The following is a 21,848-nucleotide window of genomic DNA, read 5'->3' as shown; positions in this document are numbered from 1 at the left end:
GGGCGGCCCGCCGGGGACGTCGACCCCGCCGGAGCCGCGCCGGTCGCCGTCCCCGGGGGTCCACCCATGCCCGACAAGTCCCGCAAGCGTGCCCGCAAGGTCGTCAGTGGCACCGGTGCGACCGCAGTCGGCTCCGCGCCCGCACCGGCCGACGCCGGGACCCCCGCGGAGGTCGTGACCGGCCCCCGGCGCAGCGCCGGACCGAGGGTGCGCCCCAAGAACGGGCTGGACCGCTACTTCTCGATCACCGAGCGGCGGTCCACGGTCGCCCGTGAGGTGCGTGGTGGCTTCACGACGTTCTTCGCGATGGCCTACATCGTCGTGCTGAACCCGATCATCCTGTCCGGCGCGGACGTCAACGGGAACACCTTGCCGTTCGCCTCGGTCGCCGCCGTCACGGCGTTCGTGGCCGGCGTGCTGACCATCGCGATGGGCATCGTGGGGCGCTACCCGTTCGCGCTGGCCACCGGCCTGGGCATCAACGCGATCGTCGCCGTCTACGCCGCCACCCAGCTCACCTGGCCCGAGGTGATGGGGCTGGTCGTGCTGGAGGGCCTGCTGATCGCCGTGCTGGTGCTCACCGGCTTCCGCCGGGCGGTGTTCGAGGCGATCCCGGCCCAGCTGAAGATCGCCATCGCGGTCGGCATCGGCTTCTTCCTGACCATCATCGGGCTGTCGGACGCCGGGGTCATCCGGCCCGGTTCGCCGCTGATCAGCTTCGGCGTCGGAGGCCAGCTGGCGGGGTGGCCGATGCTCACCTTCGTCGTCGGCCTGCTGCTCACCAGCGTGCTCGTCGTCCGGAAGGTCCGGGGCGGCCTGCTCCTCGGCATCGTGATCACGACGCTGTTCGCGATCGTGGTCGAGGCGATCGCCGGCATCGGGCCGCGGGTGGGCCCCGACGGCAACGAGCTGGACCCGCGGGGCTGGGCGCTGCAGGTGCCCTCGTGGCCCGACGACTGGTTCGGCCTGCCCGACCTGTCGCTGATCGGCAACTTCTCGCTGTTCGGGGGCTTCGACCGGATCGGCGTCCTGGCCGCTCTGCTCATCGTCTTCTCGATCATGATCGCCGACTTCTTCGACACCGTCGGCACCGTGACGGCGGTGGGCGCCGAGGGTGACCTGCTCGACGAGGACCGCAACCTGCCCCGCTCCCAGCCGGTCCTGCTGGTCGACTCGCTGGCCGCGGCGGCCGGTGGTGCCTCCAGCATCTCGTCGAACACCACCTACATCGAGAGCGCCGCCGGCGTCGGGGACGGCGCCCGCACCGGCCTGGCCAGCGTCGTCACCGGCCTGGTGTTCCTGGTGGCCGCCTTCTTCACGCCGCTGGTGCAGGTGGTGCCCTCCGAGGCCGCCGCACCGGTGCTGGTGATCGTGGGCGCCATGCTGATCAGCCAGATCCGCGACCTGTCCTGGGACGACATGTCGCTGGTCATCCCCGCCTTCCTGACGATCGCCCTCATGCCGTTCACCTACTCGATCACCAACGGGATCGGTGCCGGGGTGGTCAGCTTCGTGCTGCTGCGGCTGGCGGTCGGCCGCGGTCGCGACGTGCACCCGCTCATGTGGGTGGTGGCCGCCGTCTTCGTCGTCTACTTCGCACTCGAGCCGATCCAGCAGCTCCTGTGAGCGATTGCTGGTCGCATCTCGTTAGGCAGGCTTTCTACTCCGGTTAAGGTGGCAGACGTGGCACGGACGACGCTGGACACCGCGGCGCTCGCCCACGACCTGCGGCTGGCCGTCATGCGGTTCTCCCGGCGGCTGCGCAACCAGCGGGTGGACACCTCGGTGACCCTCACCCACCTGGCGGCGCTGTCGACCCTCAAGCGGCACGGTGCGATGAGCCCGGGTGAGCTGGCCGCGCACGAGCGGGTGCAGCCGCCGTCGATGACCCGGGTGGTCGTCGCGCTGGAGTCCCGTGGGCTGGTCACCCGCACCCCGCACCCCACCGACGGCCGGCAGGTGGTCATCGACCTGACCGCGGAGGCCGAGGAGCTCCTGACCGAGGAGGTCCGGGCCCGCGAGGCGTGGTTGGCCGGCCGGCTCCAGGAGCTGTCCGCCGAGGACCGCACCGTGCTGCGCGAGGCCGCGGTGATCATGGAGAAGCTCGCCAGTGGGTGACCTCGACGCCTCCTGACCGCACGGAGCGCGCCGGCATGTTCCGGGCGCTGCGCGTCCACAACTTCCGGCTCTACGTCTCGGCCAACCTGGTCAGCCAGACCGGTACCTGGATGCAGCGCATCGGCCAGGACTGGCTGGTGCTGCAGCTGTCGGGGGACAGCGGCGTTGCACTGGGCATCACCACCGCTCTGCAGTTCGGGCCGACGCTGTTCTTCAGCTTCTACGGCGGGGTGCTGGCCGACCGGTACGACAAGCGCCGGGTGCTGATGATCACCCAGGCCGTCATGGGCGCGCTCGCCCTCACGCTTGGCCTGATGGTCGCCGCCGACGCGATCGCGCTGTGGCACGTCTACCTGCTGGCCCTGGGCCTGGGCGTGGTGTCCTCGCTCGACGTCCCGGTGCGCCAGTCGTTCGTCTCGGAGATGGTCGGCTCGGACCTGCTGGCCAACGCGGTGAGCCTGAACTCCACGGTGTTCAACAGCGCCCGGCTCGTGGGCCCCGCGGTGGCCGGGGCGCTGATCGCGGTCTCGGGCGGGGACACCGCCCCGGCGTTCCTGGTGAACGCCGCCACCTACGCGTCCACCATCGCCGCGCTGGCCGCCATGCGGGTCGGGGAGCTCAGCCGCAGCACGCCGGTCGCCCGCTCGCGCGGCCAGCTCCGGGAGACGCTGGTCTACACCCGGCAGCACCCGGACCTGCAGCTCGCGATGCTGCTCGCGTTCTGCGTGGGCACCTTCGGCTTCAACACCCAGATCACCATCGCGCTGATGGCCCGAGAGGTGTTCGACCTGGGCGCCGGGGCGTTCGGGCTGCTCTCCACCGCCTACGCCGTCGGCTCGCTGTCCGGTGCGCTGCTGTCGACCCGGCGCAGCACCCGGCCGCTGCAGCGGTTCCTCATCGTCTCCGCCGTCGCGTTCGGGTTGCTGCTCGTGGTGAGCGGGCTGATGGGCAACTACTACGCGTTCGCCGCCGTCCTCATCCCGACCGGCGCGGCGGCGCTGGTGTTCAGCGTGGCCTGCAACAGCTTCGTGCAGCTGGGCGTGGACCCGCACATGCGCGGCCGGGTGCTGGCGCTGTACTTCATCTGCTTCATGGGTGGGACGCCGGTCGGTGCGCCGCTGATCGGCTGGGTCTCCGAGCGTTTCGGTGCGCCCTGGGGGTTCATCGGCGGCGGCCTGGTCGTCGTGGTGACGGCGGTCGCGGCGGGGGCGGTGCTCTCCCGGGGCCGGCAGGTGCGCCTGGAGCTGCACGTCCGCCCACCCAGCATGCAGCTGCACGTCGCGGCTGCCACGTCGCCGACCCGCGCCGCCGGGCTGGCCGCGCTGGCCGACGGCGAACCGCCCGGGGAACAGGGGACGCCCGGCCAGGTGCGCTGAGACGCGCGCATGTGAGTGATCGATCGCTCGCATTGCGTGACCGGCGCGGTAGCGCACAGCGTTCGCATTGTCACAGGGCGGTGTCCGACGTACTTTCGGTACGTGCCCTCGGGAGGGTCTGTCTCCGCGCAAGCCGGGGCGTCGTTGCTGCAGCTGGGTGGCACCGTCGCCCTCTTGGTCGTGGGCGTGACCGTCCTGGTCCTGCTGCTCCGCTGGGCCACCGGCCAGCTCCAGGCCGACCGGGCGGCCCGCCGCCGCGCCCGGGCCCTCCCCGAGTCCGCCGCCCGCCCGGCCGCCCGCCTCCCCGCTGCGGCACCGCCCCGCCGCCGGGCCACCGGCTCCCATCCCGCCGGGCGTCGGGTGCCGCGGAACACGCTGGCGAGCGGGCCGACCGAGCGCCCGCATCGGCCGCTGGAGCGGGTCGCGGCCGACCTCCGCCGGCTCGCCCGCGAGCTCGCCATGGTGCCCGGCGGGATGCCGATGGAGCGCCGCCGCGGCCTGCTGGCCGCCTACGACGACCTGCTCGTGGAGGCCGCTGTGCTGCTCGAGGTGCCCCAGCAGCTGACGGAGGTCCCCGAGGAGGCCCGCGAGTTCGAGCGGATCCGGCTGCTCGGGGCGCTGGAGGCCGCCGGGCTGGTGGTGACCGGCTGACCGAGTCGGCACCCCGGCTCCCCTCGGCCGGCCGGCTGTTCCTCGCCGTCGACCCGCCCGCACCGGCCGTCAGCGACCTCGACCGGGCGCTCCAGCCACTGCGTCCGGCCCCCGGTGCGCCCCGATGGACGCCGACGTCCCGCTGGCACCTGACCCTGGCGTTCCTCGACGAGGTGCCGGCGCCGCTGCTGACCCCCTTGCGCGCAGCGGTGGCCCCTGCGGTCGCCCGCACGCCGCCGATGTCCCTGCAGCTGGCCGGTGGTGGGCGGTTCGGGTCACGCCGCCGTCCCACGGTCTGCTGGGTCGGGCTGGGCGGTGACGTGCCGGAGCTGACCGCGCTCGCCGGGCGGCTGGCCGCGGCCGCCCGGGCCGTCGGCCTCCGGGTCGAGGACCGGCCGTTCCGGGCGCACCTGACCGTGGGACGGTGGCGGCCCGGCCAGCCGGCGGACGGCGACCTGCCCGACCGGCTCGCCGGCTACCGCGGCCCGGTCTGGCCGGTGCGCGAGGTGGTGCTGTGGCGCAGTCACCTCGGCTCCGAGCCGCGCTACGAGCGGACGGCAGCCTGGCCGGTCGGATGAGCCCTGCACCTGCGGTCGTGGTCGGCCTGGCACGCTGTCCGCCGTGCCGCAGACCGATCCCCGTTCCGCGTTCGACACCGCGACCGCCGTCGCCCGCACCGAGGGCGGTGGCCTGGTCGCCGAGCTCGACCCGGGGTGGGACGTCGGCGGCGGCATCCTGAACGGCGGGTACCTGCTGTCCGTCGCCGGCCGGGCCGCCGTCCTGGAGTCGCCGCACGCCCACCCCGTCGCACTGTCGGCCAGCTACCTGCACGCCGCCGCGGCCGGTCCGGCGACGCTCACCGTCACCCCGGGGCCGGCCGGCCGGACGCTCGCCCACTCGGCCGTCGTGCTGGCCGACGCCGCCGGGCCGGCGGTGACCGTCCAGGCGACGACGGCGACGCTCACGGCCGATGACGCGGCCTTCTCCTCGCCGATGCCGACCGCGACCCCCGTGCAGGCCTGCTTCTCCATCGCCGAGAACGCCCACCTGGCGCCGTCGTCGGTGTCGGTGCCAGGGCTCACCCAGCGGGTCGACGTCCGGCTGGACCCGCTGACCGCCGGCTGGGCGCTGGGGCAGCCGGGGGAGGAGCCGATGATGCGGGCCTGGCTGCGGTTCGCCGACGGCCGCGAGCCCGACCCGCTGGCGCTGGTCACCTTCGCCGACGCGCTGCCGCCGACGTCGTGGGCGATCGGGCTGTTCGGCTGGGCGCCCACGGTGCAGCTGCAGGTGCTGGTCCGTGCGCTGCCGGCGCCGGGCTGGTGCCTGGTCGAGGCGCGGGCGAACGAGATCGCCGGCGGCTGGCTGGACGAGGACTACCGGATCTGGGACTCCACCGGCCGGCTCGTGGCGCAGAGCCGCCAGCTCGCCCGGGCGCCGCGCAGCTGACTCAGGCGTCCTCGCGGAGCACGCTCGCCGGATCGGCGCGGTCGGCGGCCCGCTGGGCGTACAGCGCCGCGAGTCCGGCGACGACGACGGTGGCCACCGCGGTGCCGGCGATCGCCGCCCAGGGCACGTCCAGCAGTGGCGTGGGCGGCCGCAGCAGGTCGACGTCCAGCCGCCGGTACACCAGCGCCACCGCCCCCGCCGCCAGCAGCGCGCCCAGGAGCAGCCCGGCCACGGCGACCCCGACCAGCTCGACGAGCAGCGAGCGCAGGTGCTCGCCCCGGGAGAGCCCCAGCCGGCGGGCCATCACGTACCCGGAGACGCGGCTGCGGGAGCGCGCCTCCAGGTACAGCAGCAGCCCGCCGACGGCGATCACCCCGACGAAGACGGCGAGGGCGGAGAGGTAGCCGAACGTCCAGGTGATCCCCAGGAAGTTGGCGGTGTTGAGCACGACGGTCGGGGTGATCTCCCGCCCGGGCAGGCCACCGGCGTCGACGAGTGCGTCGACGGCGGGGGCCAGCGGGCCGTTGGTCCAGACCTCCGACATGCGGCCGGACCCGGCCGTCCGTTCGATGGGCGGCACCCGGTCAGCAGCGACCAGCAGCATCGGGTCGACGGTGCGCCGGCCGGGCAGCACCCGGGCCTCTGCGACCACCTCTGCCGCCAGCGGGGTGGTGCCCAGCCGGAGGTCCGGGTCACCCAGGGGCACTCCCTGGGCCACCACGGGCACCCGGCCATCGACCGCCGGCCCCGTCAGCGCAGCCACCAGGTCCTCCAGCGATGCGTCGGCGAACGAGTCGTCCCAGAACGCGGTGTCGGCGAACGTGTCCGGGTCGACCGCGAGGACCTGGACGTCGGTGCGCACGCCGTCCGCCCCGGTGACGCTGCCGTCGTACCGGACGACGAACGTGCCGAGCGCCGCGACCCCGGGCACCGAGTCGATCCGGGAGACCGAGGTGAGCACCCGTTCCGCGCCGACCTGCACCCCGACCTTGGCGTCCAGCGTGGCCTGCGAGCTGGCGGTCAGCGTCGCGGTGTACCCGAGGACGGCGACCGGCAGCGTCACCGCGACCAGCAGGGTCGCGGTGGCCAGCCGGGCGGCGGCGAGCCGGTTGACGGCGAGGAAGACGGCGGGGGAGCGGCGGCTCGCCCAGCGTCGCAACCGGGGGAGCAGCGCGGTGACGAGGCGGGCCAGCAGCGCGGCGGTGCCGGCGACCGCCAACAACGGGAAGGCCACGAGCAGGCCGTTGACCTGGGCGACGTTGCCCTCGCTGACCACGGCGTCGCGGCCGGCCAGCAGCACCCAGCACCAGCCGGCGGCCAGCAGCAGGGCCAGCTCCCAGGGCACCGTGGCCGGCCAGCGCGGAGCCGCGCCCAGCGGCCGCTCCGCGGTCCCCCGTGCGCGCAGCCCGGCGACGGTCGCCGCTGCGCCCAGGCCGACGACCAACGCGGCCACGCCGGCCCAGACCGCAGCGGTGGTGGCCGACGCGTCCAGGTCGTCGGCCGGACCGAGGGCGGCGATCAGCAACCGGGACGCCGCCCACCCGGCGGCGGCGCCGGCCAGCGCGGGCAGCCCGAGTTCGAGCGCGGCCTTGCCGGCCAGCGGCACCGGACCGACCCCGCGGGCCGCCAGCAGCCGTACCTCGGTGGCCCGCCGGTCGGCCCAGAAGCTGCCGGCGGCGGCGACCAGGACGAGGGCCAGCAACGCCCCGGCGATGGCGACCGGGACCACCGGCCCGCGCAGCCCCCGCTCGATGAGCTCTGCCCGGTCGGCAGCCTCGCCCAGGCGGGGGTTGGCCGCAGCGCCTGGCGCTGAGGGATCGACGCCGGTGGACAGCTGGGCTGTGGCCTGAGCGTCGATCAGCTCCCGGGCCTGGGAGATCGACAGGTCGTCGGCGTCCACGGGCACCTGCGCCACCTGGGTGACGCCGCCCATGGCGACGGACAGCCGGTAGAAGACCTCGGGGTCGGTGGCCAGGGCGAGCGCCGGCGGTGGGACGTTCGCGTTCGTGTCGTTCGCGTACAGCCCTCGGTAGTCGCACCAGAACGGCCCGGGGTCGACGCTGTAGAGGGCCGGGTAGAGCCCGACCACGTCGACCGGCACGCCGGCCACGGTGATCCGGTCACCCAGGGCGATGCCGGCGCCGTCGGCGTAGTCCGCCGGGAGCCAGATGCCCGCGCCCGGGCGCTGGGCCACCACGTCGACGTGCTCGGTGGCGGCCGGCCGGTGGAAGAGCGTCACCCGGAGGGACACGGGCTCCCCGGTGGCGGTGGCGACTCCGCCGGTGCCTGCGACGAGGACCGGCTGGCTGTCCCGGCCCTGTTCCCGCCATGTGGCGGCCAGGGCCTCGTCGGTGTCCGGGGTGGCCGTCGCGCCCGAGAGATCGCCGTTCTGGTCGTACTGCCTGGTGTAGATGCCGGCCTGGACCCAGCCGGCCTCGGCGCACAGCGGGGCCAGCTGCTGCTGCAGGGCGGCGGAGCGGGCGGAGGAGAGGAACAGTGGGGCGGAGGCGACCGCGCAGGCGAGGATCGCCGAGGTCACCAGCACGGCGATGACGGCGGCCGGCTGGCGCAGACCGAGCCACGGCGCGCGGGTCCACGGCGCCAGCCGCCACAGCGGCGGCCGGCTCACGAGGGGGTGCCTTCGGTGACCACGCCGTCGCGCATGGACAGCACCCGGTCGGCGCGGCCCCAGGCGATCTCGTCGTGCGTGGCGATGAGCACCGCCGACCCCTCGCGGGCCGCGTCGGTGACAGCGTCGAGCAGCCGGTCGGCGTGCCCGCGGTCCTGGTGGGCGGTGGGCTCGTCAGCCAGCAGCACCGCCGGGCGCAGCAGCAGCGCCCGGGCGACGGCGATCCGCTGCTGCTCGCCGAGCGAGGCCTGGTGCGGGTAGCGGTCGGCGAGGTGGTCGACGCCGAAGGCGGTCAGCAGCGACCGGGCGCGGGGCTCGTCGGCGGCCAGGGTGCCGCTCAGCCGGGCCGGCAGCAGCACGTTGTCGGCCAGGCTGAGGTCGGCGACCAGCCCGAGGGCCTGGGGCACCAGCGCCAGGTCCCGCCAGCCGAAGCCGGCGGGACGGCGGTCGGCGAGCGGCCCCAGGTAGGCGAGCTCGCCCTCGTCGGCGGTCTCCCAGCCACAGAGCAGCGCGAGGAGGGTGCTCTTCCCGGACCCGGAGGGGCCGACGAGGGCGACGAACTCCCCGGGGTCGACCCGCAGGTCGACCCCGGCCAGCGCCGAGACGGTCTCCGCGCCGCGCCGGAACCGCTTGACCAGCCCGGTGCCGGTGAACCCGCCGGCCGGCTGCCGGCCCGGGGTCACGAGGTCACCAGCCGGCCGTGGTCAAGCCGCACGAAGCCGTCGGCGATGGCCATCACCCGGGGGTCGTGCGAGGAGATGACGAAGCCGACCCCGGCCGCGGCGAGGTCCTCCATCGCCACGAGCACCCGCTCGGCGGCCGCGGTGTCCAGCTCCGCCGTGGGCTCGTCGGCGACGACCAGCGCCGGGTCGCCGACGACGCCGCAGGCCACCGCCAACCGCTGCTGTTCCCCGCCGGAGAGCTGGGCGGGGTGGTGGTCGGCGCGCTCACGCAGTCCCAGCCGGTCGAGCAGGGCGAGCGCCGCGGCTGCGGTGACCGGGGCGCCCCGCAGCGATGCGGCCAGCCGGACCTGGGCGACCGCGTCCAGGTAGGGCAGCAGGTTCTCGCCGGGGCGCTGGAAGAGGTAGGCGACCTGTCGCTGCCGCAGCGCCCGGCGGGCCCGGGCGCCCAGCTGGTCGACCCGCTGGCCGGCGATGAGCACCTCCCCGGCATCGGGGGAGTCGATGCAGGCCAGCAGCCGCAGCAGCGAGGACTTGCCCGACCCCGACGGGCCGACGACCACGGTCACCTGGGCGCGGGGGATCGCCACGGTGACGTCGTCCAGTGCGGTCACCGACTCGCTCGCCGTCCGGTAGGTCTTGCGCACGCTGCGGCAGACGGCTGCCGGGGGGGTCTCGGGCGCGGTGAACACCGGGTCGGCCAGCGGGTCGGCTGCGAAGGAGGAGGCCTCGTCGCTGGTCATCGAGGCGAGAGCCTAGGTGCTGGGCGGCGAGAGCCTAGGTGCTGGGCGCAACGACACCGGGGAGGTCGATGTCCCCGGTCAGGTACCGCTGCACCGTGGGGCCGATCGCGGCGACCAGCTCGTCGGCCGACGCCGACGCCAGCGGCTCCACCCGCAGCACGTAGCGGGCCATCACCACCCCGATCAGCTGGGAGGCGACCAGGGAGCCCCGCGCCTCGCCCTCGGCGCGGGGCAGTCCGAGCGTGCCGACCACCCGGCGCAGCACCTGGGAGACCAGGAACTCCCGGAGCAGTCGCGCGGTCCACTCGTTGGTCACGGCCGACCGGACCAGGGCGAGCCCCGCCGCCCGGCCGGGGCCGTCCCACACCTGCAGCAGCAGCCGGACGACGTTGGCGCCGAGCTCCGTCGGTCCGCCGGCCAGCGCTTCGGGCAGCAGCTCCTCGGGGTCGGCCGGGGCCTCGATGGCGGCGAGGAAGAGCTTGTCCTTGCTGCCGAAGTAGTGGTGCACCAGCGCCGGGTCGACCCCTGCCGCGGTCGCGATGACGCGGATCGAGGCGGCGTCGAAGCCCCGCTCGGCGAAGGTGGCCCGGGCCGCGGCGAGCACCGCCTCCCGGGTGTCGGGGTTGCCCGGACGTCGTCCGGTCGGGCGGGTGCGCCGTGGTCGTGCCGCCGGGTCGCTCAGCTGGTCCTCCTCCGCAGGGTGGCCGCCGCGAGCCCGAGGGCCAGCAGCGTCGCGCCGGCCACCACGCCGACGTCGACCCACATGGTGCCCGTCGCCTCCGCCGAGGCGCCCACCTCCTGCAGGGCCGCCACCGCGTAGCTCAGCGGCAGGACGTCGCTGACCGCCTGCAACCAGCCGGCCAGCTGGTCCCGCGGCACCAGCAGCCCGCAGAGGAAGAACTGGGGCAGCACGACCACCGGCATGAGCTGCACCGCCTGGAACTCGCTGCGGGCGAACGCACTGGCCAGCAGGCCCAGCGCCACTCCCAGGGCGGCGTCGACGACGGCGATGAGCACGACCAGGGACAGCGAACCGGTGACGTCCAGGTCGTAGACCGTGGTCGCGATCGTCACGGTGACCACCGCCTGCGCCGCCGCGGCCAACCCGAAGGCGAGGCCGTAGCCGAGCAGCAGGTCCAGCCGGGACAGCGGGGTGGTGAGCAGCCGTTCCAACGTGCCGGAGGTGCGCTCCCGCAGCATGGCGATGCTGGTCACCAGGAACATGACCACGAACGGGAAGACCCCGAGCATGGTCAGCCCGACCCGGTCGAAGGTGTCCGGCTGCCCGGGCGGGGTCGGCACGTCGGCCCACAGCAGGTAGAGCAGCCCGAGCAGGGCGCTGGGCAGCACCAGCAGCATCGCCACCGTGCGGTGGTCGTGCCGCAGCTGGCGGAGCACCCGGCCCGCGGTGGCGGAGGTCAGCCGCGGGGAGATCGCGGTGGTCATGCCGCCACCTCCTGCACCAGCGAGAGGAACGCCTGCTCTAGGTCGTCGGTGCCGGTCCGGGCGCGCAGCTCGGCCGGGGTGGAGTCGCTGAGCAGCCGGCCGTCGCGGAGCAGGAGCAGCCGGTCACAGCGGCCGGCCTCGTCCATCACGTGGCTGGAGACGATCAACGTCGTGCCGCCTGCGGCGAGGGCGTGGAAGCGGCTCCACAGCTCCACCCGGAGCACCGGGTCCAGCCCGACGGTGGGCTCGTCCAGCACGAGCAGCTCCGGTTCGCCGACCAGGGCGCAAGCCAGGGAGGCCCTGCCCCGCTGCCCGCCGGAGAGGTCACCGACCAGTTGGCCGGCGGCGTCGGCCAGCCCGACGTCGGCGATGGCCGCATCGGCGGCTGCCGCTCCCCGCCCGTACAGGGCGGCGAAGTGGCGGGCGTTCTCCCGCACCGTGAGGTCGGCGTAGACGCTGGGCGCCTGGGTGACGTAGCCGACCCGGGACCGCAGCGCGGCCGAACCGGCGGGCCGGCCGAGCACGGTCACGGTGCCCGACCGGACCTGCTGGGCGCCGACGACGGCGCGCAGCAGCGTGCTCTTCCCGCTCCCGCTGGGCCCCAGCAGGCCGGTGACCTGCCCGGACGGGACCGAGCACCCCACCTCGTGCAGGACCTGCCGGGCACCGCGGTGCACGACGAGATCGGTGACGGTGACGGCGTCCATGACGGCCTCCGAGGAACTCAACGGCTGATGAACTCAACGGTAGGTGAGTTCCGCGTCGAGCGTCAAGGCCCGCTGGTGCGGGACGGGTCAGGAGCGCTCGGCGGGGGAGCGAGCGGCGCTGCGCAGCCAGTCGGTGACGTCGACGGCCGTCCGTGGCACGGAGAACAGGTGGCCCTGGACGACGTCGCACCGCAGGGAGGCCAGCGCCTCGGCGGTGAGCGTGTCCTCCACGCCCTCGGCCACGACCGTCATCCCCAGCTCGTGGCCCAGGTCGATGACCGAGCGGACCACGGCGGCGTCCTCGGTCGAGGAGGTCATCTCGGCCACGTAGCTGCGGTCGACCTTGATCTCGCTGACGGGGAGGTGCTTGAGGTGGCTCATCGCGGAGAAGCCGGTGCCGAAGTCGTCGATCGAGATCGCCACCCCGGCGGCGTGCAGCCGCCCCAGCACCTCCCGGGCCCTCTCCGGCTCGGTCAGCAGCGCACTCTCGGTCACCTCCAGCCGCAGCATCGCCGCGGGGACGCCGTGTGTGCGCAGCCGGCTCAGCACCCGGTCGGGCAGGTCCGCGCGGATCAGCGAACGCGCCGACAGGTTCACCGACACGGGTACGGCGATCCCCTCCGCGCACCACTCCCGCAGCTGCGCCAGGACGGCGTCCAGCACCGCGTCGGTGAGCGGCTCGATCAGCGCCGTCCGCTCGACGGCCGGGAGGAACTCCACGGGGCCCAGCAGGCCGCGGACCGGGTGCTGCCAGCGGACCAGCGCCTCCACGCCGGTCACCCGGCCGGAGTCCAGCGACAGCTGCGGCTGGTAGTGCACGACCAGCTGGCTCTCGGCCAGCCCGAGGCGCAGCTCGGAGAGCAGCAGCAGCCGGCTCCGGTCGTGGTCGTCGGCGCTGGGGTCGTAGAGCTGCACCCCGCTCTGCCGCTCCTTGGCCGTGTACATGGCGATGTCGGCCTGGCGCAGCAGCGCCCCGATCTCCAGCGACTCGGCACCGGCCACGGCCACCCCGATGCTGACGTCGACGTCGAGGGCGAGGCCGTCGACCAGGAACGGCGTCCCGAGGGCGGCCTGCAGGCGGGCGGCCGCGGCGCAGGCCTCCGTCGCGGTGACGCCGGGGAGCAGCACGGCGAACTCGTCGCCACCGAGCCGGGCGACCAGGTCGACGTCGCGCACCAGTGGTCGCAGCCGCGGGCCGACCTGGGCGAGCAGCCGGTCGCCGTAGCTGTGCCCGAGGGTGTCGTTGACCTCCTTGAACCGGTCCAGGTCCATCAGCAGCACGGCCAGCCGGGCCGGCCCGGTGAGCAGCTCCGCGCCCCGGGCCAGCAGGGCCGCGCGGTTGGGCAGCCCGGTGAGCGCGTCATGCGTGGCCTGGAAGGCCAGCCGCTGCTGCAGCTCCAGCCGGTCGGTCACGTCCCGGGCGGTGATCAGCAGCCCCCCGATCACCGGGTCGCCGCGACGGTCGGAGGAGCTGACCTCCAGGTGCCGCCAGCTGCCGTCGCGGTGCCGGGCCCGGACCACGAACACCTGGGACAGAGGCTGACCGTCCGGGGCGATCGGTGCACCCGAGTCGGTGAACAGGCCGGCGTCCTCGGCGTGCAGCAGCCCGCCGACGTGCCGGCCCAGCAGCTCCTCGCGGGTCCAGCCGAGCACGTCGGCGACCGAGTCGGAGAGGAAGGAGATCTCCCCGGTCGGCGTCAGCAGGGCCATCACGTCGTTGCTCGCGTGCACGGCCGACCGGAATCGGCGCTCGAGGTCCAGGGCGGCCAGCAGGGCGTTGAACGCGGCCGCCGTGATGCCCAGGTCGTCGCGCGAGCCGACCGGGAGCGCCAGGTCGGCGGCCGGCCGCGACGGGCCCTGCGCCGAGGCGACCGGGTTGCCGACGGTGGTCGCGATGTCGGACAGCCGGCCGGCCAGCACCCGCAGCCGGGAGCCGATGACCTGCCGGACGAGCAGCCAGTTGGCGCAGCCCAGCACGAGACCGGCGGCCAGGCAGGCGGCCCGGAACGTGGGGGCGCCGGTGTACCGGGCGGGTACGCCGAGCAGTTCGGCGAAGGACGGGAAGACCGCACCGACGGCCAGGCCCAGCAGTGCCATGCCCACGGCGAGGACGGTGAACGCCGACCATCGGACGGGGGTGTCCCCGTCGTCGGTCGTGTGCTCCATGCGGACGGATCGGCGCCCTGACCTGCGCACTTCAGTGCGGCAGTGCGTGTCTCCCCCAGGAGGGTGGGTCACCGGGACCTGCCGTGCGCAGCGCTCGACGGCGAGGGCAAGGCGCTCCCTTCCGGGGTGGTCCGGTCCGGCAGGGAGAGCCGGTGCTCAGGTCAGGCGGGCGGCCGGCCGGCCAGTGCCCGGCCCAGCGCGTCGCCAGACTGCCATGCGCCGGCGACCTTGGACGGCGCCGACCAGCCGTCACCGCACAGGCCCACCCCGTCGGTCAGGGCGAACGGCTCGTCGCGGGGGGCCGTCGGCTTCGCCCAGCTCCACCGGTGGACGTGGGTCCACTCCGGGTCCTCGTCGATCCCGAGCACGGCGCGCACGGCGGCGACCACGGCCGGGACCGCGCCCTCGGGGGAGTCCAGGTGGGCGGCGGCGGCCTCGGGCGTCGTGTGGGCGACGAGCACCGGGGCGCCGTCCCCGCGCCGGTCGCCGTCGTCGGCCAGCCAGTCCAGCACCGGGGAGTCGTGCACGAAGACGCCGTGCAGGTCGGCGGGCCAGCGGCGGTCGGGCCAGCCGAGCGCCACCGCGAGCGTCGGCTGCCAGCCGCCGGTGTCCAGCGCGCCGGCGGTGGCCGAGCCGGTGGGCAGCAGCCGGGCCGCCTGCGGGTCGGGCATGGCCAGGACGACGGCGGCCGCCGGGTCGCCGTCGACGGCCGGGCGCCCGCCGGACCCCGGGGTCACGGCCTGCACCGTGCGCTCCAGCTGCACGTCCAGCCCGGTGGCGAGGTCGACGACCAGGCCGCGGAGGCCGCCGGCGGTGCCGTACCGCAGCGGCCCGGACGTCGTCCGCTCGATGCCGGCCGGGCCGGCGACCGCGAAGGTGTCGGTCCACGGCCGGGCCAGGCCGCGGTCCACCCACCCGGCGACGACCTGGGCGAACCCGCCGTCCTCGCCCACGGTGAAGTAGGAGGCGCCCAGGTCGACGGTGCGGCCGTGCAGGGTGCGACCGCCCATCCGGCCGCCGAGCCGGCGGCCCCGGTCCAGGACCTGCACCGGCAGCCCCCGGTCGGCCAGGGCCCGAGCGCAGGCGATGCCGGCGATGCCGCCGCCGACGACGGTCGTGGTCTCCGCGTTGCTCACCCGGTCGATCATCCCCGGCCACCGGATCGTGCGCGTCGGGGGCCGGGGATGATCGTCGGCGTGCCCGTCCCCCCAGTGCTGATCACCGACCCGGCCGACGAGCGGGTCGCCGACTTCCGCGACCTGATCGCCGGCGACCGCAAGCCCGGGACCGAACGCGGCACCGGACCGGTGATCGTGGAGGGGGTGCCGGCGGTCCAGCGGCTGCTCGCCTCGCCCTACCCCGTGCGCAGCGTCTTCGGCATCCCCGGGCGGGTGGCCGACCTGCAACTGCCCGACGACGTGCCGGCCTACGAGGCCGACCGGTGGGTGCTCTCCGAGGTCATCGGGTTCCGGCTGACCCGGGGCGTGCTCGCCTCCGCCGACCGGCTGCCGCCGGCGGACCTGGACGAGCTGCTGGCCGGCCCCGACCCGGCCGCGCCGCGCCGGCTGGCGGTGCTCGAGGGGCTCAACGACCACGAGAACATCGGGTCGATCGCCCGGTCGGCGATGGCCCTCGGGGTCGACGGCCTGCTGCTGGACCCCACCTGCGCGGACCCGCTGTACCGGCGGTGCGTGCGGGTGTCGATGGGGCACGTGCTGTCCCTGCCGATCGCGGTGCTGGGCACCTGGCCGGCGGACCTGGACCGGCTGCACGACGCCGGCTACCTCACGGTGGCGCTGACCCCGGCGGCCGACGCCGTGGACCTGGGCGACGTCGACCTCGCCGCCCACCCGCGCACCGCCGTCCTGCTCGGCGCCGAGGGCCCCGGGCTCACCGACGCGGCGAAGGCAGCCGCCCGGGTACGCGCCCGGATCCCGATGCGCAGCGGGGTGGACTCCCTCGGGGTGGCCGCCGCCGCGGCGGTCGCGTTCGCCACGCTGCGCTGACCCTCGCGGCGAGGCGCTCGCGCTGCGGCGTTCCGGCCCCTACCGTTCCGCCATGACGTTCCTGATCGTGACCGGCGCCCTGCTGGTGGCGCTGCTCGCGGCGGCGGCCCTGCTGGACCACCGCGCCAAGGCCCGCCGTGCCCGGATGTCCGCTGACGGTCCCCGGCTGCGCGGTGACGCGGGCTCCAGGCTCCGCGGGGCCGCCGTGCACGGCAACGCCGACGCCTACCGCGGCATCGACGGCCCGGGGCAGCGCTCGGGGCTGGGGGGCACCGGCGGCACGTGATGCCGGCGGTGCGCCTGCTGCCTCAGCCGCGCAGCGAGAGCTTGGCGAGCTCGGCGCGGGCCTGCTCGGCGTGCTGCGGCGCGCACATCACGTCGTAGCGGCTGGCCACCACCTTGCTGGTGCTGGTGAAGTCGCGCTGCCCGCGGCTGGTCGAGTAGCCGACCGCCCCGAAGACCGCGCCGAAGACCAGCCCGATCAGCAGACCGGTGAGCACCGAGCCGATCCAGCCGCCGCCGTCGGCGGCGAAGATGCCGAGCAGCAGGCCCACGAAGAGCCCGAACCACGCGCCGCTGGCCGCACCGGCGGCGATCGCCCGGCCCCAGCTGAGCCGGCCGGTGACCCGCTCGACCATCCGCAGGTCGGTGCCGATGATCGTCACGTTCTCGACCGGGAACTTCTCGTCGGAGAGGAAGTCCACCGCCCGCTGGGCCTCCTGGTAGTCGTCGTAGGACCCCACCTGGACGCCGCCGAGCGGCATGGACACCGAAGCTGACATGTCTGTCTCCGTTCCGCGCCGGCCTGCTGGCGGAGGCCGGACGTTCCGGCCACCCCTCGCATCCCGCAGGACGACGACCGGTGTACTACCCGGAACGACCTCCGCGGACCCCCTGTTCCACGGCCCCCTTGCAGGGGCCCGCCCTGAGCCTGCAAAGGGTGGGGGGCAAGGGGGTCCTTATTCAGACGAGGCTGTCGGCCCAGGCGCGGTGCAGGTCGGCGAACCGGCCGGCCCCGCCGACCAACTCGGCGGGGGAGCCGTCCTCGACGACCCGGCCCGCCTCCATCACCAGCACCCGGTCGGCGATCTCCACCGTGGACAGCCGGTGGGCGATGATCAGCGCCGTCCGGTCGGCCAGCAGCGTCTGCAGTGCCCGCTGCACCAGCACCTCGCTGGGCACGTCGAGGGAGCTGGTGGCCTCGTCGAGCACCAGCACCGCGGGGTCGGCGAGGAACGCCCGGGCGAAGCTGACCAGCTGGCGCTGACCGGCGGACAGCCGCCCGCCCCGCTTGGCGACCTCGGTGTCGTAGCCCTCCGGCAGCGCCCGGATGAAGGCGTCGGCCCCGATCGCCCGGGCCGCCGCCTCGATCTCGGCCCGGCCGGCGTCCGGCTTGCCGAAGGAGATGTTGTCGGCGATCGACCCGGAGAACAGGAAGCTCTCCTGGGTCACCATCACCACCGCCCGGCGCAGGTCGGCGTCGGCGAGCCGGTCCAGCGGGACGCCGTCCAGCCGCACCTGCCCGGCGCCCGGGTCGTAGAACCGGGCGGCCAACCGGGCCAGGGTCGACTTGCCGGCGCCGGTCGCCCCCACGAGCGCGACGGTCTGCCCGGCCGGGATCGTCAGGTCCAGCTGCGGGAGCACGGTCGCGCCGCCGTAGCCGAAGCGGACGCCGTCGAAGACGACCTCCCCGGCGGTCGGCGAGCGCAGCGGCAGCGGATCGGCGGGCTCGGGCACGCTGGAGCGCTCCTCCAGGACGCCGGACAGCTTCTCCAGTGCCGCACTCGCCGACTGGTAGCTGTTGTAGAACATCGCGATGTCCTGCAGCGGGTCGAAGAAGCGGCGCAGGTAGACCAGGAACGACACCAGCAGGCCGACCTCGAGGTCGCCGTCCATCACCCGCAGCGCGCCGTAGCCGAGCACCGCGACGGTGACCAGGTTGCCGATCAACGTCACCGTCGGCACGAAGACGGCGATCAGCCAGAAGGCGCGGTGGTGGGCCGCCCGGTTGGCCTCGTTCAGCTCGGCGTGCAGGCCGTCGTTGCGCGGCTCCCGGCGGAACGCCTGCACCGCCCGGATGCCGCCGAAGGTCTCGGTGAACTGCACGATCAGCGCCGCGATGGTCTGCCGGGTGCGCCGGTACGCGACCGTCGAGCTGCGCTGGAACCAGCGGCCGATCAGGTAGAGCGCGGGGAGGCCGAGCAGCGCCACCAGGCCCAGGGGCAGGTCGAGCACCAGCATCAGGACGCCGATGCCCACCACGCTGAACAGGGCGGTGAGCAGCCCGTCGAGGCCCTCGTCCAGCAGCTCCGCGAGCGCCTCGACGTCGCTGGTGAGCCGGCTGATCGTCTTGCCCGACGTGTACCGCTCGTGGAAGGACAGCGGCAGCCCCTGGACGTGGGTGAACACCCGCCGCCGCAGGGTGAGCAGGACCGCCTGGCCGACCTGCCCGGAGCCGATCAGGAACCGGTAGCGCAGTGCGGCGTCCAGCACGGCCGCGGCGACCATGGCCGCCGTCGTCCAGACCAGCGGCCAGGGGTCACCGTCCAGCAGCGCCGGGACGGCGACGTCGATGCCGATCCCGATCAGCAGCGGGCCGGCCAGCCAGGCCAGGTTCTGCACGACGAGCACGGCCAACAGCTGCCACACCACCCGCCGGTGCGGACGCAGCAGCTCGCCGAGCAGCCGCCGGGAGCGGCCACGGAGGAACGAGCTGGCCGAGGTGTCGAGGTCGTCGGCGTCCTCGCCGGCCACGCCTCGCCAGTCGGCGTGCGCGTCCGCCGGTGCGCCGGTGGTGGTGGTCACGGCTGCGCCGGTGCCCGGGGTGGTCATGGGCAGCCCACCCCGCTCAGGTCGGGATCGGCGAACCCGGGATCGGTCAGGCTGGCCAGCTCGGACTCCGAGGAGAGCAGCGCCCGGTAGGCGGGCACCTGCGCGAGCAGGTCGGTGTGCCGCCCGACGGCGGTGATCCGGCCCTCCTCCAGCAGGGCCACCCGGTCGGCGAGCAGCACCGTGGAGGCCCGGTGGGCGACCACCAGCGCCGTCGTCTCGGCGAGCACCTCCCGCAGCGCACGCTCGACGAGGGCCTCGGTGTGCACGTCGAGGGCGGACAGCGGGTCGTCGAGTACCAGCACCGACGGCCGGCCGAGCACCGCCCGGGCCAGCGCCAGCCGCTGCCGTTGCCCGCCGGACAGCGACAGCCCCTGCTCGCCGATCCGGGTGTCCAGGCCCCAGGGGAGGTCGTGCACGAAGTCGGCCTGGGCCACCCGCAGCGCCTCGGCGACGTCCGCGTCCCCGGCGTCCGGCCGGCCCAGCGTGACGTTCTCCCGGACGCTCATCGAGAACAGCGTCGCCTCCTCGAACGCCGTGGCGACCACGGTGCGCAGCTGGGCCAGCGGGAGGTCGCGGACGTCGTGCCCGTCGAGGGTTACCCGCCCGCCGGTGACGTCGTAGAGCCGGGCGACCAGCGCGGTCATCGTCGTCTTGCCCGACCCGGTGGCGCCGACCAGCGCGATCGTCTCGCCGGGCTCGACCTCGAGGTCGACGTCGGTGAGCACCGGGTCGCCGGCGCCGGGGAAGCGGAACCCGACGTGCTCGAAGCGCAACCGGGCGGGCGTGCCCACGGCGGCGGGCCGGGCGCCGAGGGAGTCGGTGACGGTCAACGGGGCGTCGAGCAGCTCGCCGATCCGGTCGCAGGCGCTGGCCGTCTCCTGCGCCTGCGCGAGCAGGAAGCCCAGGGAGAGGATCGGCCACAGCAGCACGGTGAACAGCGCGACGAAGCCGATCAGCCCGCCGACGGTCAGGGCGCCGCTGCTGACCGCCAGCGACCCACCCACCAGGATCACCGCAAGGGTGATCTGCGGCTGGAACTCGAACAGGCACCAGATCAGCGCCAGCGTGCGGACCTTGCCCAGTTCCAGGTCGCGCAGCCGCAGGGCCTTGCGGTCGTAGCGGCCGAAGACCATCCCGCTGCGGCCGAGGGACTTGACCACCCGGATGCCCTGGACCGCCTCCTCCACGTCGGTGGCCAGCTCGCCCTGCTCGTCCTGCACCAGCCGCGACTCGGCGTTGTACCGCTTCTCCAGCCGCAGCCCGAAGAAGACCAGCGGCAGGGTCGTGGCCAGCACCGCGACGCCCAGCGGCCAATAGGTGACCACCAGCAGCACGCCGACGACGACGCAGGTGAGCAGGTTGACGATCAGGAAGACGGCGCCGAAGCCGACGAAGCGCCGGATGGTGGAGACGTCGGAGGTGGCCCGGGACAGCAGCTGACCGGAGGACCAGTGGTCGTGGAAGGCGACCGGCAACCGTTGCAGCCGCTGGTACAGGGTGTCGCGGAGGTCGCGCTCGATCTGCAGGCTGCTGATGTTCATCGCCCAGCGGCGCAGGAAGAAGAGGGCTGCCTCGGCGACGCCGAAGAGCAGCGCCAGGGCGAGCAGCGGGATCAGGGCGGAACGGTCGCCACGGGCGATCGGCCCCTCGACGATGGCCGGCGTGAGCAGCGGGACGGCCAGCTGGGCGAGGGTGGCGAGCAGTGCGCCGGTGAAGGTGAGCGCGATGAGCCCGCGGTAGGGACGGGCGAAGGGCAGCAGCCGGGTGAGCGCCGACAGTCGGCCCCGGGTGTCGTCAGCGGGGGCGGCGGTCTCGGTCATGGCCGGGTCAGGCTATGCCGGGGGACCGACAGGGACGAGCCAATTGCGCCGACGGCCTCCCACCTTCGTCAGCGGTTGCGGCGGACCCCGAAGACGATGTCCTCCCAGGCGGGGATGCGGGCGCGCGGGTCCTCGTCCTCGTTGTCGAGCAGCGAGCCCAGCACCGCGGTGTCCTGGCTGTCGGGGTCGACGGCGTCGTAGGCGCTCCGGCGGGGGAGCCCGTCGTCCGGGCCGTCGCCGGACGGGAGCACGTCGGCGTGGAGCACCTCGGCGGGGAGCGCGTCGACCTGGTCGCCGTCGGCCGGTACGGCGTCCCGGGCCTCGTCGTCCTGGGCCTCGTCGGCCGGCCGCTGGTCGTCCGCGTCGCCGTGGTCGCCGTCGGCCGGCTCGGCGTCGGGCTGCGCCTCGTCCTCGCTGTGCTCGTCACCGCGGACCACCGAGATGCCCCGGCGGGAGACCGGTGCGGCGGGCAGACCGGCCGGGACGTCCGGGACGACCCGGACCAGCCGGGTGCCCTCGGCGAAGTCCATCGTCGTGGCGTCGACCGGGGTCACCGTCCGGGCGGGGATGTCGTAGCTCCAGCGGGTGCTGCCGGACTTGTGCCCGGCCTGCCAGTCCGCGCGCACCTGCCAGGTGCCGTCCTCGGCGCGGTGCGCGTCCCAGCCGACGGTCTCCAGGTCGGCGCCCAGCAGCCGCAGCCGCTCGGACATGAACTGCTCCAGCGGCACGCTGGGCGTCCCCTCGGACAGCCGCACCCGCGCGCCGCGGGCCTGCTCGGCGACCCGGGTGCGCTCCTGCAGCACCGGGTGGGCGAAGCGCATGATCCGCTCGACCCGCGTGCCGGAGGCGTGTGCCACCTGCTCGGGGGTCTCGCCGGCCCGGATGCGGGCCTGGATGACCCGCGGGGGCAGGTCGTGGGCCACCTCAGCCGGGGGATGGGCCGGGGCGCCGGCCCGCAGCAGCTGCCGCAGCCGGTCGTCCACGGGCAGCTCGAAGCGCTCGTCGTCGGTCGAGTCGGGCGCGTCCGCGGCGAGCACCAGGTGCGTGCCGTCCTCGGAGAGCGCCACGAGGCGCAGTGAGCGCATGGGAGCGACCTCCAGGAGGGTTCGGTGCGGTTCGCAGACCGACGCAACGCTAACGGCGGACCCTCGGGCCCGCGCCGCCGACACGCCCGGTACGGCGCGTCGGCTCGACAACGGCCCCCGAGACCTCCTCGCGCTCACCGGGA

The 21,848-nt window shown here is 74.9% G+C and carries 20 protein-coding genes; 8 read left to right on the top strand and 12 right to left on the bottom strand.

From position 1 onward, the window contains the following. The first annotated feature begins 66 nt into the window (after positions 1-66). The 6 genes from O2W15_RS03995 to O2W15_RS03970 all read left to right on the top strand — a co-directional run bounded on the left by O2W15_RS03995 (position 67) and on the right by O2W15_RS03970 (position 5,591). Entirely contained in the window at positions 67-1,626 is a 1,560-nt protein-coding gene (locus O2W15_RS03995; protein WP_269161499.1) for an NCS2 family permease, read from the top strand. 57 nt (positions 1,627-1,683) lie between these two features. Next, positions 1,684-2,118 (top strand): MarR family winged helix-turn-helix transcriptional regulator, encoded by a 435-nt coding sequence (locus O2W15_RS03990; protein ID WP_269161500.1) that lies wholly within the window; start codon positions 1,684-1,686, stop codon positions 2,116-2,118. Then, positions 2,115-3,494, top strand: a complete 1,380-nt coding sequence (locus tag O2W15_RS03985) for an MFS transporter (RefSeq protein WP_269178453.1) — start codon at positions 2,115-2,117, stop codon at positions 3,492-3,494. Before O2W15_RS03990 ends, O2W15_RS03985 begins: the two co-directional genes overlap by 4 nt. 102 nt (positions 3,495-3,596) lie before the next feature. After that, positions 3,597-4,145 carry a hypothetical protein gene (locus O2W15_RS03980; RefSeq protein ID WP_269178452.1) on the top strand — a complete coding sequence of 183 codons (549 nt, stop codon included), beginning with the start codon at positions 3,597-3,599 and terminating at the stop codon, positions 4,143-4,145. Beyond that, positions 4,142-4,723, top strand: coding sequence for an RNA 2',3'-cyclic phosphodiesterase (gene thpR / locus O2W15_RS03975; RefSeq protein ID WP_269178521.1), 582 nt, complete (start codon positions 4,142-4,144; stop codon positions 4,721-4,723). Before O2W15_RS03980 ends, thpR begins: the two co-directional genes overlap by 4 nt. 43 nt (positions 4,724-4,766) lie before the next feature. Then, positions 4,767-5,591 carry a thioesterase family protein gene (locus O2W15_RS03970; RefSeq protein ID WP_269178451.1) on the top strand — a complete coding sequence of 275 codons (825 nt, stop codon included), beginning with the start codon at positions 4,767-4,769 and terminating at the stop codon, positions 5,589-5,591. A 1-nt stretch (position 5,592) separates the two neighbouring features. On the opposite strand, the gene O2W15_RS03965 is transcribed toward O2W15_RS03970, so the two are convergent. The 8 genes from O2W15_RS03965 to O2W15_RS03930 all read right to left on the bottom strand — a co-directional run bounded on the left by O2W15_RS03965 (position 5,593) and on the right by O2W15_RS03930 (position 15,098). Continuing rightward, on the bottom strand, positions 5,593-8,220 hold the full coding sequence (locus O2W15_RS03965; RefSeq protein ID WP_269178450.1) for an FtsX-like permease family protein: 2,628 nt from the start codon (positions 8,218-8,220) through the stop codon (positions 5,593-5,595). Further along, the gene (locus O2W15_RS03960; RefSeq protein WP_269178449.1) at positions 8,217-8,903 is read right to left on the bottom strand and encodes an ABC transporter ATP-binding protein; all 687 of its coding nucleotides are present in this window, start codon (positions 8,901-8,903) and stop codon (positions 8,217-8,219) included. The genes O2W15_RS03965 and O2W15_RS03960 overlap by 4 nt, the downstream gene beginning before the upstream one ends. After that, complete coding sequence (locus tag O2W15_RS03955; protein ID WP_269178448.1) at positions 8,900-9,643, bottom strand: ABC transporter ATP-binding protein; 744 nt, start codon at positions 9,641-9,643, stop codon at positions 8,900-8,902. Before O2W15_RS03955 ends, O2W15_RS03960 begins: the two co-directional genes overlap by 4 nt. A 34-nt stretch (positions 9,644-9,677) precedes the next feature. Then, entirely contained in the window at positions 9,678-10,247 is a 570-nt protein-coding gene (locus O2W15_RS03950) for a TetR/AcrR family transcriptional regulator (protein ID WP_269178447.1), read from the bottom strand. Positions 10,248-10,321: 74 nt separating this feature from the next. Continuing rightward, a complete protein-coding gene (locus tag O2W15_RS03945) occupies positions 10,322-11,089 on the bottom strand; it encodes an ABC transporter permease (protein ID WP_269178446.1) in 768 nt (255 codons plus the stop codon). Continuing rightward, complete coding sequence (locus tag O2W15_RS03940; protein WP_269178445.1) at positions 11,086-11,796, bottom strand: ABC transporter ATP-binding protein; 711 nt, start codon at positions 11,794-11,796, stop codon at positions 11,086-11,088. Before O2W15_RS03940 ends, O2W15_RS03945 begins: the two co-directional genes overlap by 4 nt. A gap of 87 nt (positions 11,797-11,883) precedes the next feature. Next, a complete protein-coding gene (locus O2W15_RS03935; protein WP_269178444.1) occupies positions 11,884-13,962 on the bottom strand; it encodes a putative bifunctional diguanylate cyclase/phosphodiesterase in 2,079 nt (692 codons plus the stop codon). Positions 13,963-14,123: 161 nt separating this feature from the next. Next, on the bottom strand, positions 14,124-15,098 hold the full coding sequence (locus O2W15_RS03930) for an NAD(P)/FAD-dependent oxidoreductase (RefSeq protein ID WP_269178443.1): 975 nt from the start codon (positions 15,096-15,098) through the stop codon (positions 14,124-14,126). A gap of 60 nt (positions 15,099-15,158) precedes the next feature. Here O2W15_RS03930 and O2W15_RS03925 point away from each other — a divergent pair, with 60 nt between their 5' ends. Together O2W15_RS03925 and O2W15_RS03920 are read left to right on the top strand one after the other, a co-directional pair. Further along, positions 15,159-15,968: a TrmH family RNA methyltransferase gene (locus O2W15_RS03925; protein ID WP_269178442.1), complete on the top strand. Its 810-nt coding sequence runs from the start codon at positions 15,159-15,161 to the stop codon at positions 15,966-15,968. A 52-nt stretch (positions 15,969-16,020) separates the two neighbouring features. Beyond that, positions 16,021-16,254: a hypothetical protein gene (locus O2W15_RS03920; protein ID WP_269178441.1), complete on the top strand. Its 234-nt coding sequence runs from the start codon at positions 16,021-16,023 to the stop codon at positions 16,252-16,254. 22 nt (positions 16,255-16,276) lie between these two features. Here O2W15_RS03920 and O2W15_RS03915 read toward each other — a convergent pair whose 3' ends face one another. The 4 genes from O2W15_RS03915 to sepH form a co-directional block, all read right to left on the bottom strand. Beyond that, positions 16,277-16,750: a general stress protein gene (locus O2W15_RS03915; protein WP_269161514.1), complete on the bottom strand. Its 474-nt coding sequence runs from the start codon at positions 16,748-16,750 to the stop codon at positions 16,277-16,279. A gap of 181 nt (positions 16,751-16,931) precedes the next feature. After that, the gene (locus tag O2W15_RS03910) at positions 16,932-18,800 is read right to left on the bottom strand and encodes an ABC transporter ATP-binding protein (RefSeq protein WP_269178440.1); all 1,869 of its coding nucleotides are present in this window, start codon (positions 18,798-18,800) and stop codon (positions 16,932-16,934) included. Next, entirely contained in the window at positions 18,797-20,620 is a 1,824-nt protein-coding gene (locus O2W15_RS03905; protein WP_269178439.1) for an ABC transporter ATP-binding protein, read from the bottom strand. The genes O2W15_RS03910 and O2W15_RS03905 overlap by 4 nt, the downstream gene beginning before the upstream one ends. A 68-nt stretch (positions 20,621-20,688) precedes the next feature. Further along, positions 20,689-21,705: a septation protein SepH gene (gene sepH / locus O2W15_RS03900; RefSeq protein ID WP_269178438.1), complete on the bottom strand. Its 1,017-nt coding sequence runs from the start codon at positions 21,703-21,705 to the stop codon at positions 20,689-20,691. Positions 21,706-21,848: the final 143 nt, after the last annotated feature.

This window comes from Modestobacter sp. VKM Ac-2979, from assembly GCF_026967995.1.
In the GTDB taxonomy this organism is placed as follows: domain Bacteria; phylum Actinomycetota; class Actinomycetes; order Mycobacteriales; family Geodermatophilaceae; genus Modestobacter.
Note: the sequence above shows the minus strand (reverse complement) of the source record. Positions and strands in the feature narration are given on the sequence as shown.

Excerpts from the sequence above, each read along its gene's own strand:
- O2W15_RS03940 (WP_269178445.1), bottom strand. The coding sequence starts at position 11,796 with ATGGACGCCGTCACCGTCACCGATCTCGTCGTGCACCGCGGTGCCCGG.
- O2W15_RS03995 (WP_269161499.1), top strand. The coding sequence starts at position 67 with ATGCCCGACAAGTCCCGCAAGCGTGCCCGCAAGGTCGTCAGTGGCACC.
- O2W15_RS03910 (WP_269178440.1), bottom strand. The coding sequence starts at position 18,800 with ATGACCACCCCGGGCACCGGCGCAGCCGTGACCACCACCACCGGCGCA.
- O2W15_RS03905 (WP_269178439.1), bottom strand. The coding sequence starts at position 20,620 with ATGACCGAGACCGCCGCCCCCGCTGACGACACCCGGGGCCGACTGTCG.
- sepH (WP_269178438.1), bottom strand. The coding sequence starts at position 21,705 with ATGCGCTCACTGCGCCTCGTGGCGCTCTCCGAGGACGGCACGCACCTG.
- O2W15_RS03935 (WP_269178444.1), bottom strand. The coding sequence starts at position 13,962 with ATGGAGCACACGACCGACGACGGGGACACCCCCGTCCGATGGTCGGCG.
- O2W15_RS03945 (WP_269178446.1), bottom strand. The coding sequence starts at position 11,089 with ATGACCACCGCGATCTCCCCGCGGCTGACCTCCGCCACCGCGGGCCGG.
- O2W15_RS03920 (WP_269178441.1), top strand. The coding sequence starts at position 16,021 with ATGACGTTCCTGATCGTGACCGGCGCCCTGCTGGTGGCGCTGCTCGCG.
- O2W15_RS03915 (WP_269161514.1), bottom strand. The coding sequence starts at position 16,750 with ATGTCAGCTTCGGTGTCCATGCCGCTCGGCGGCGTCCAGGTGGGGTCC.
- O2W15_RS03955 (WP_269178448.1), bottom strand. The coding sequence starts at position 9,643 with ATGACCAGCGACGAGGCCTCCTCCTTCGCAGCCGACCCGCTGGCCGAC.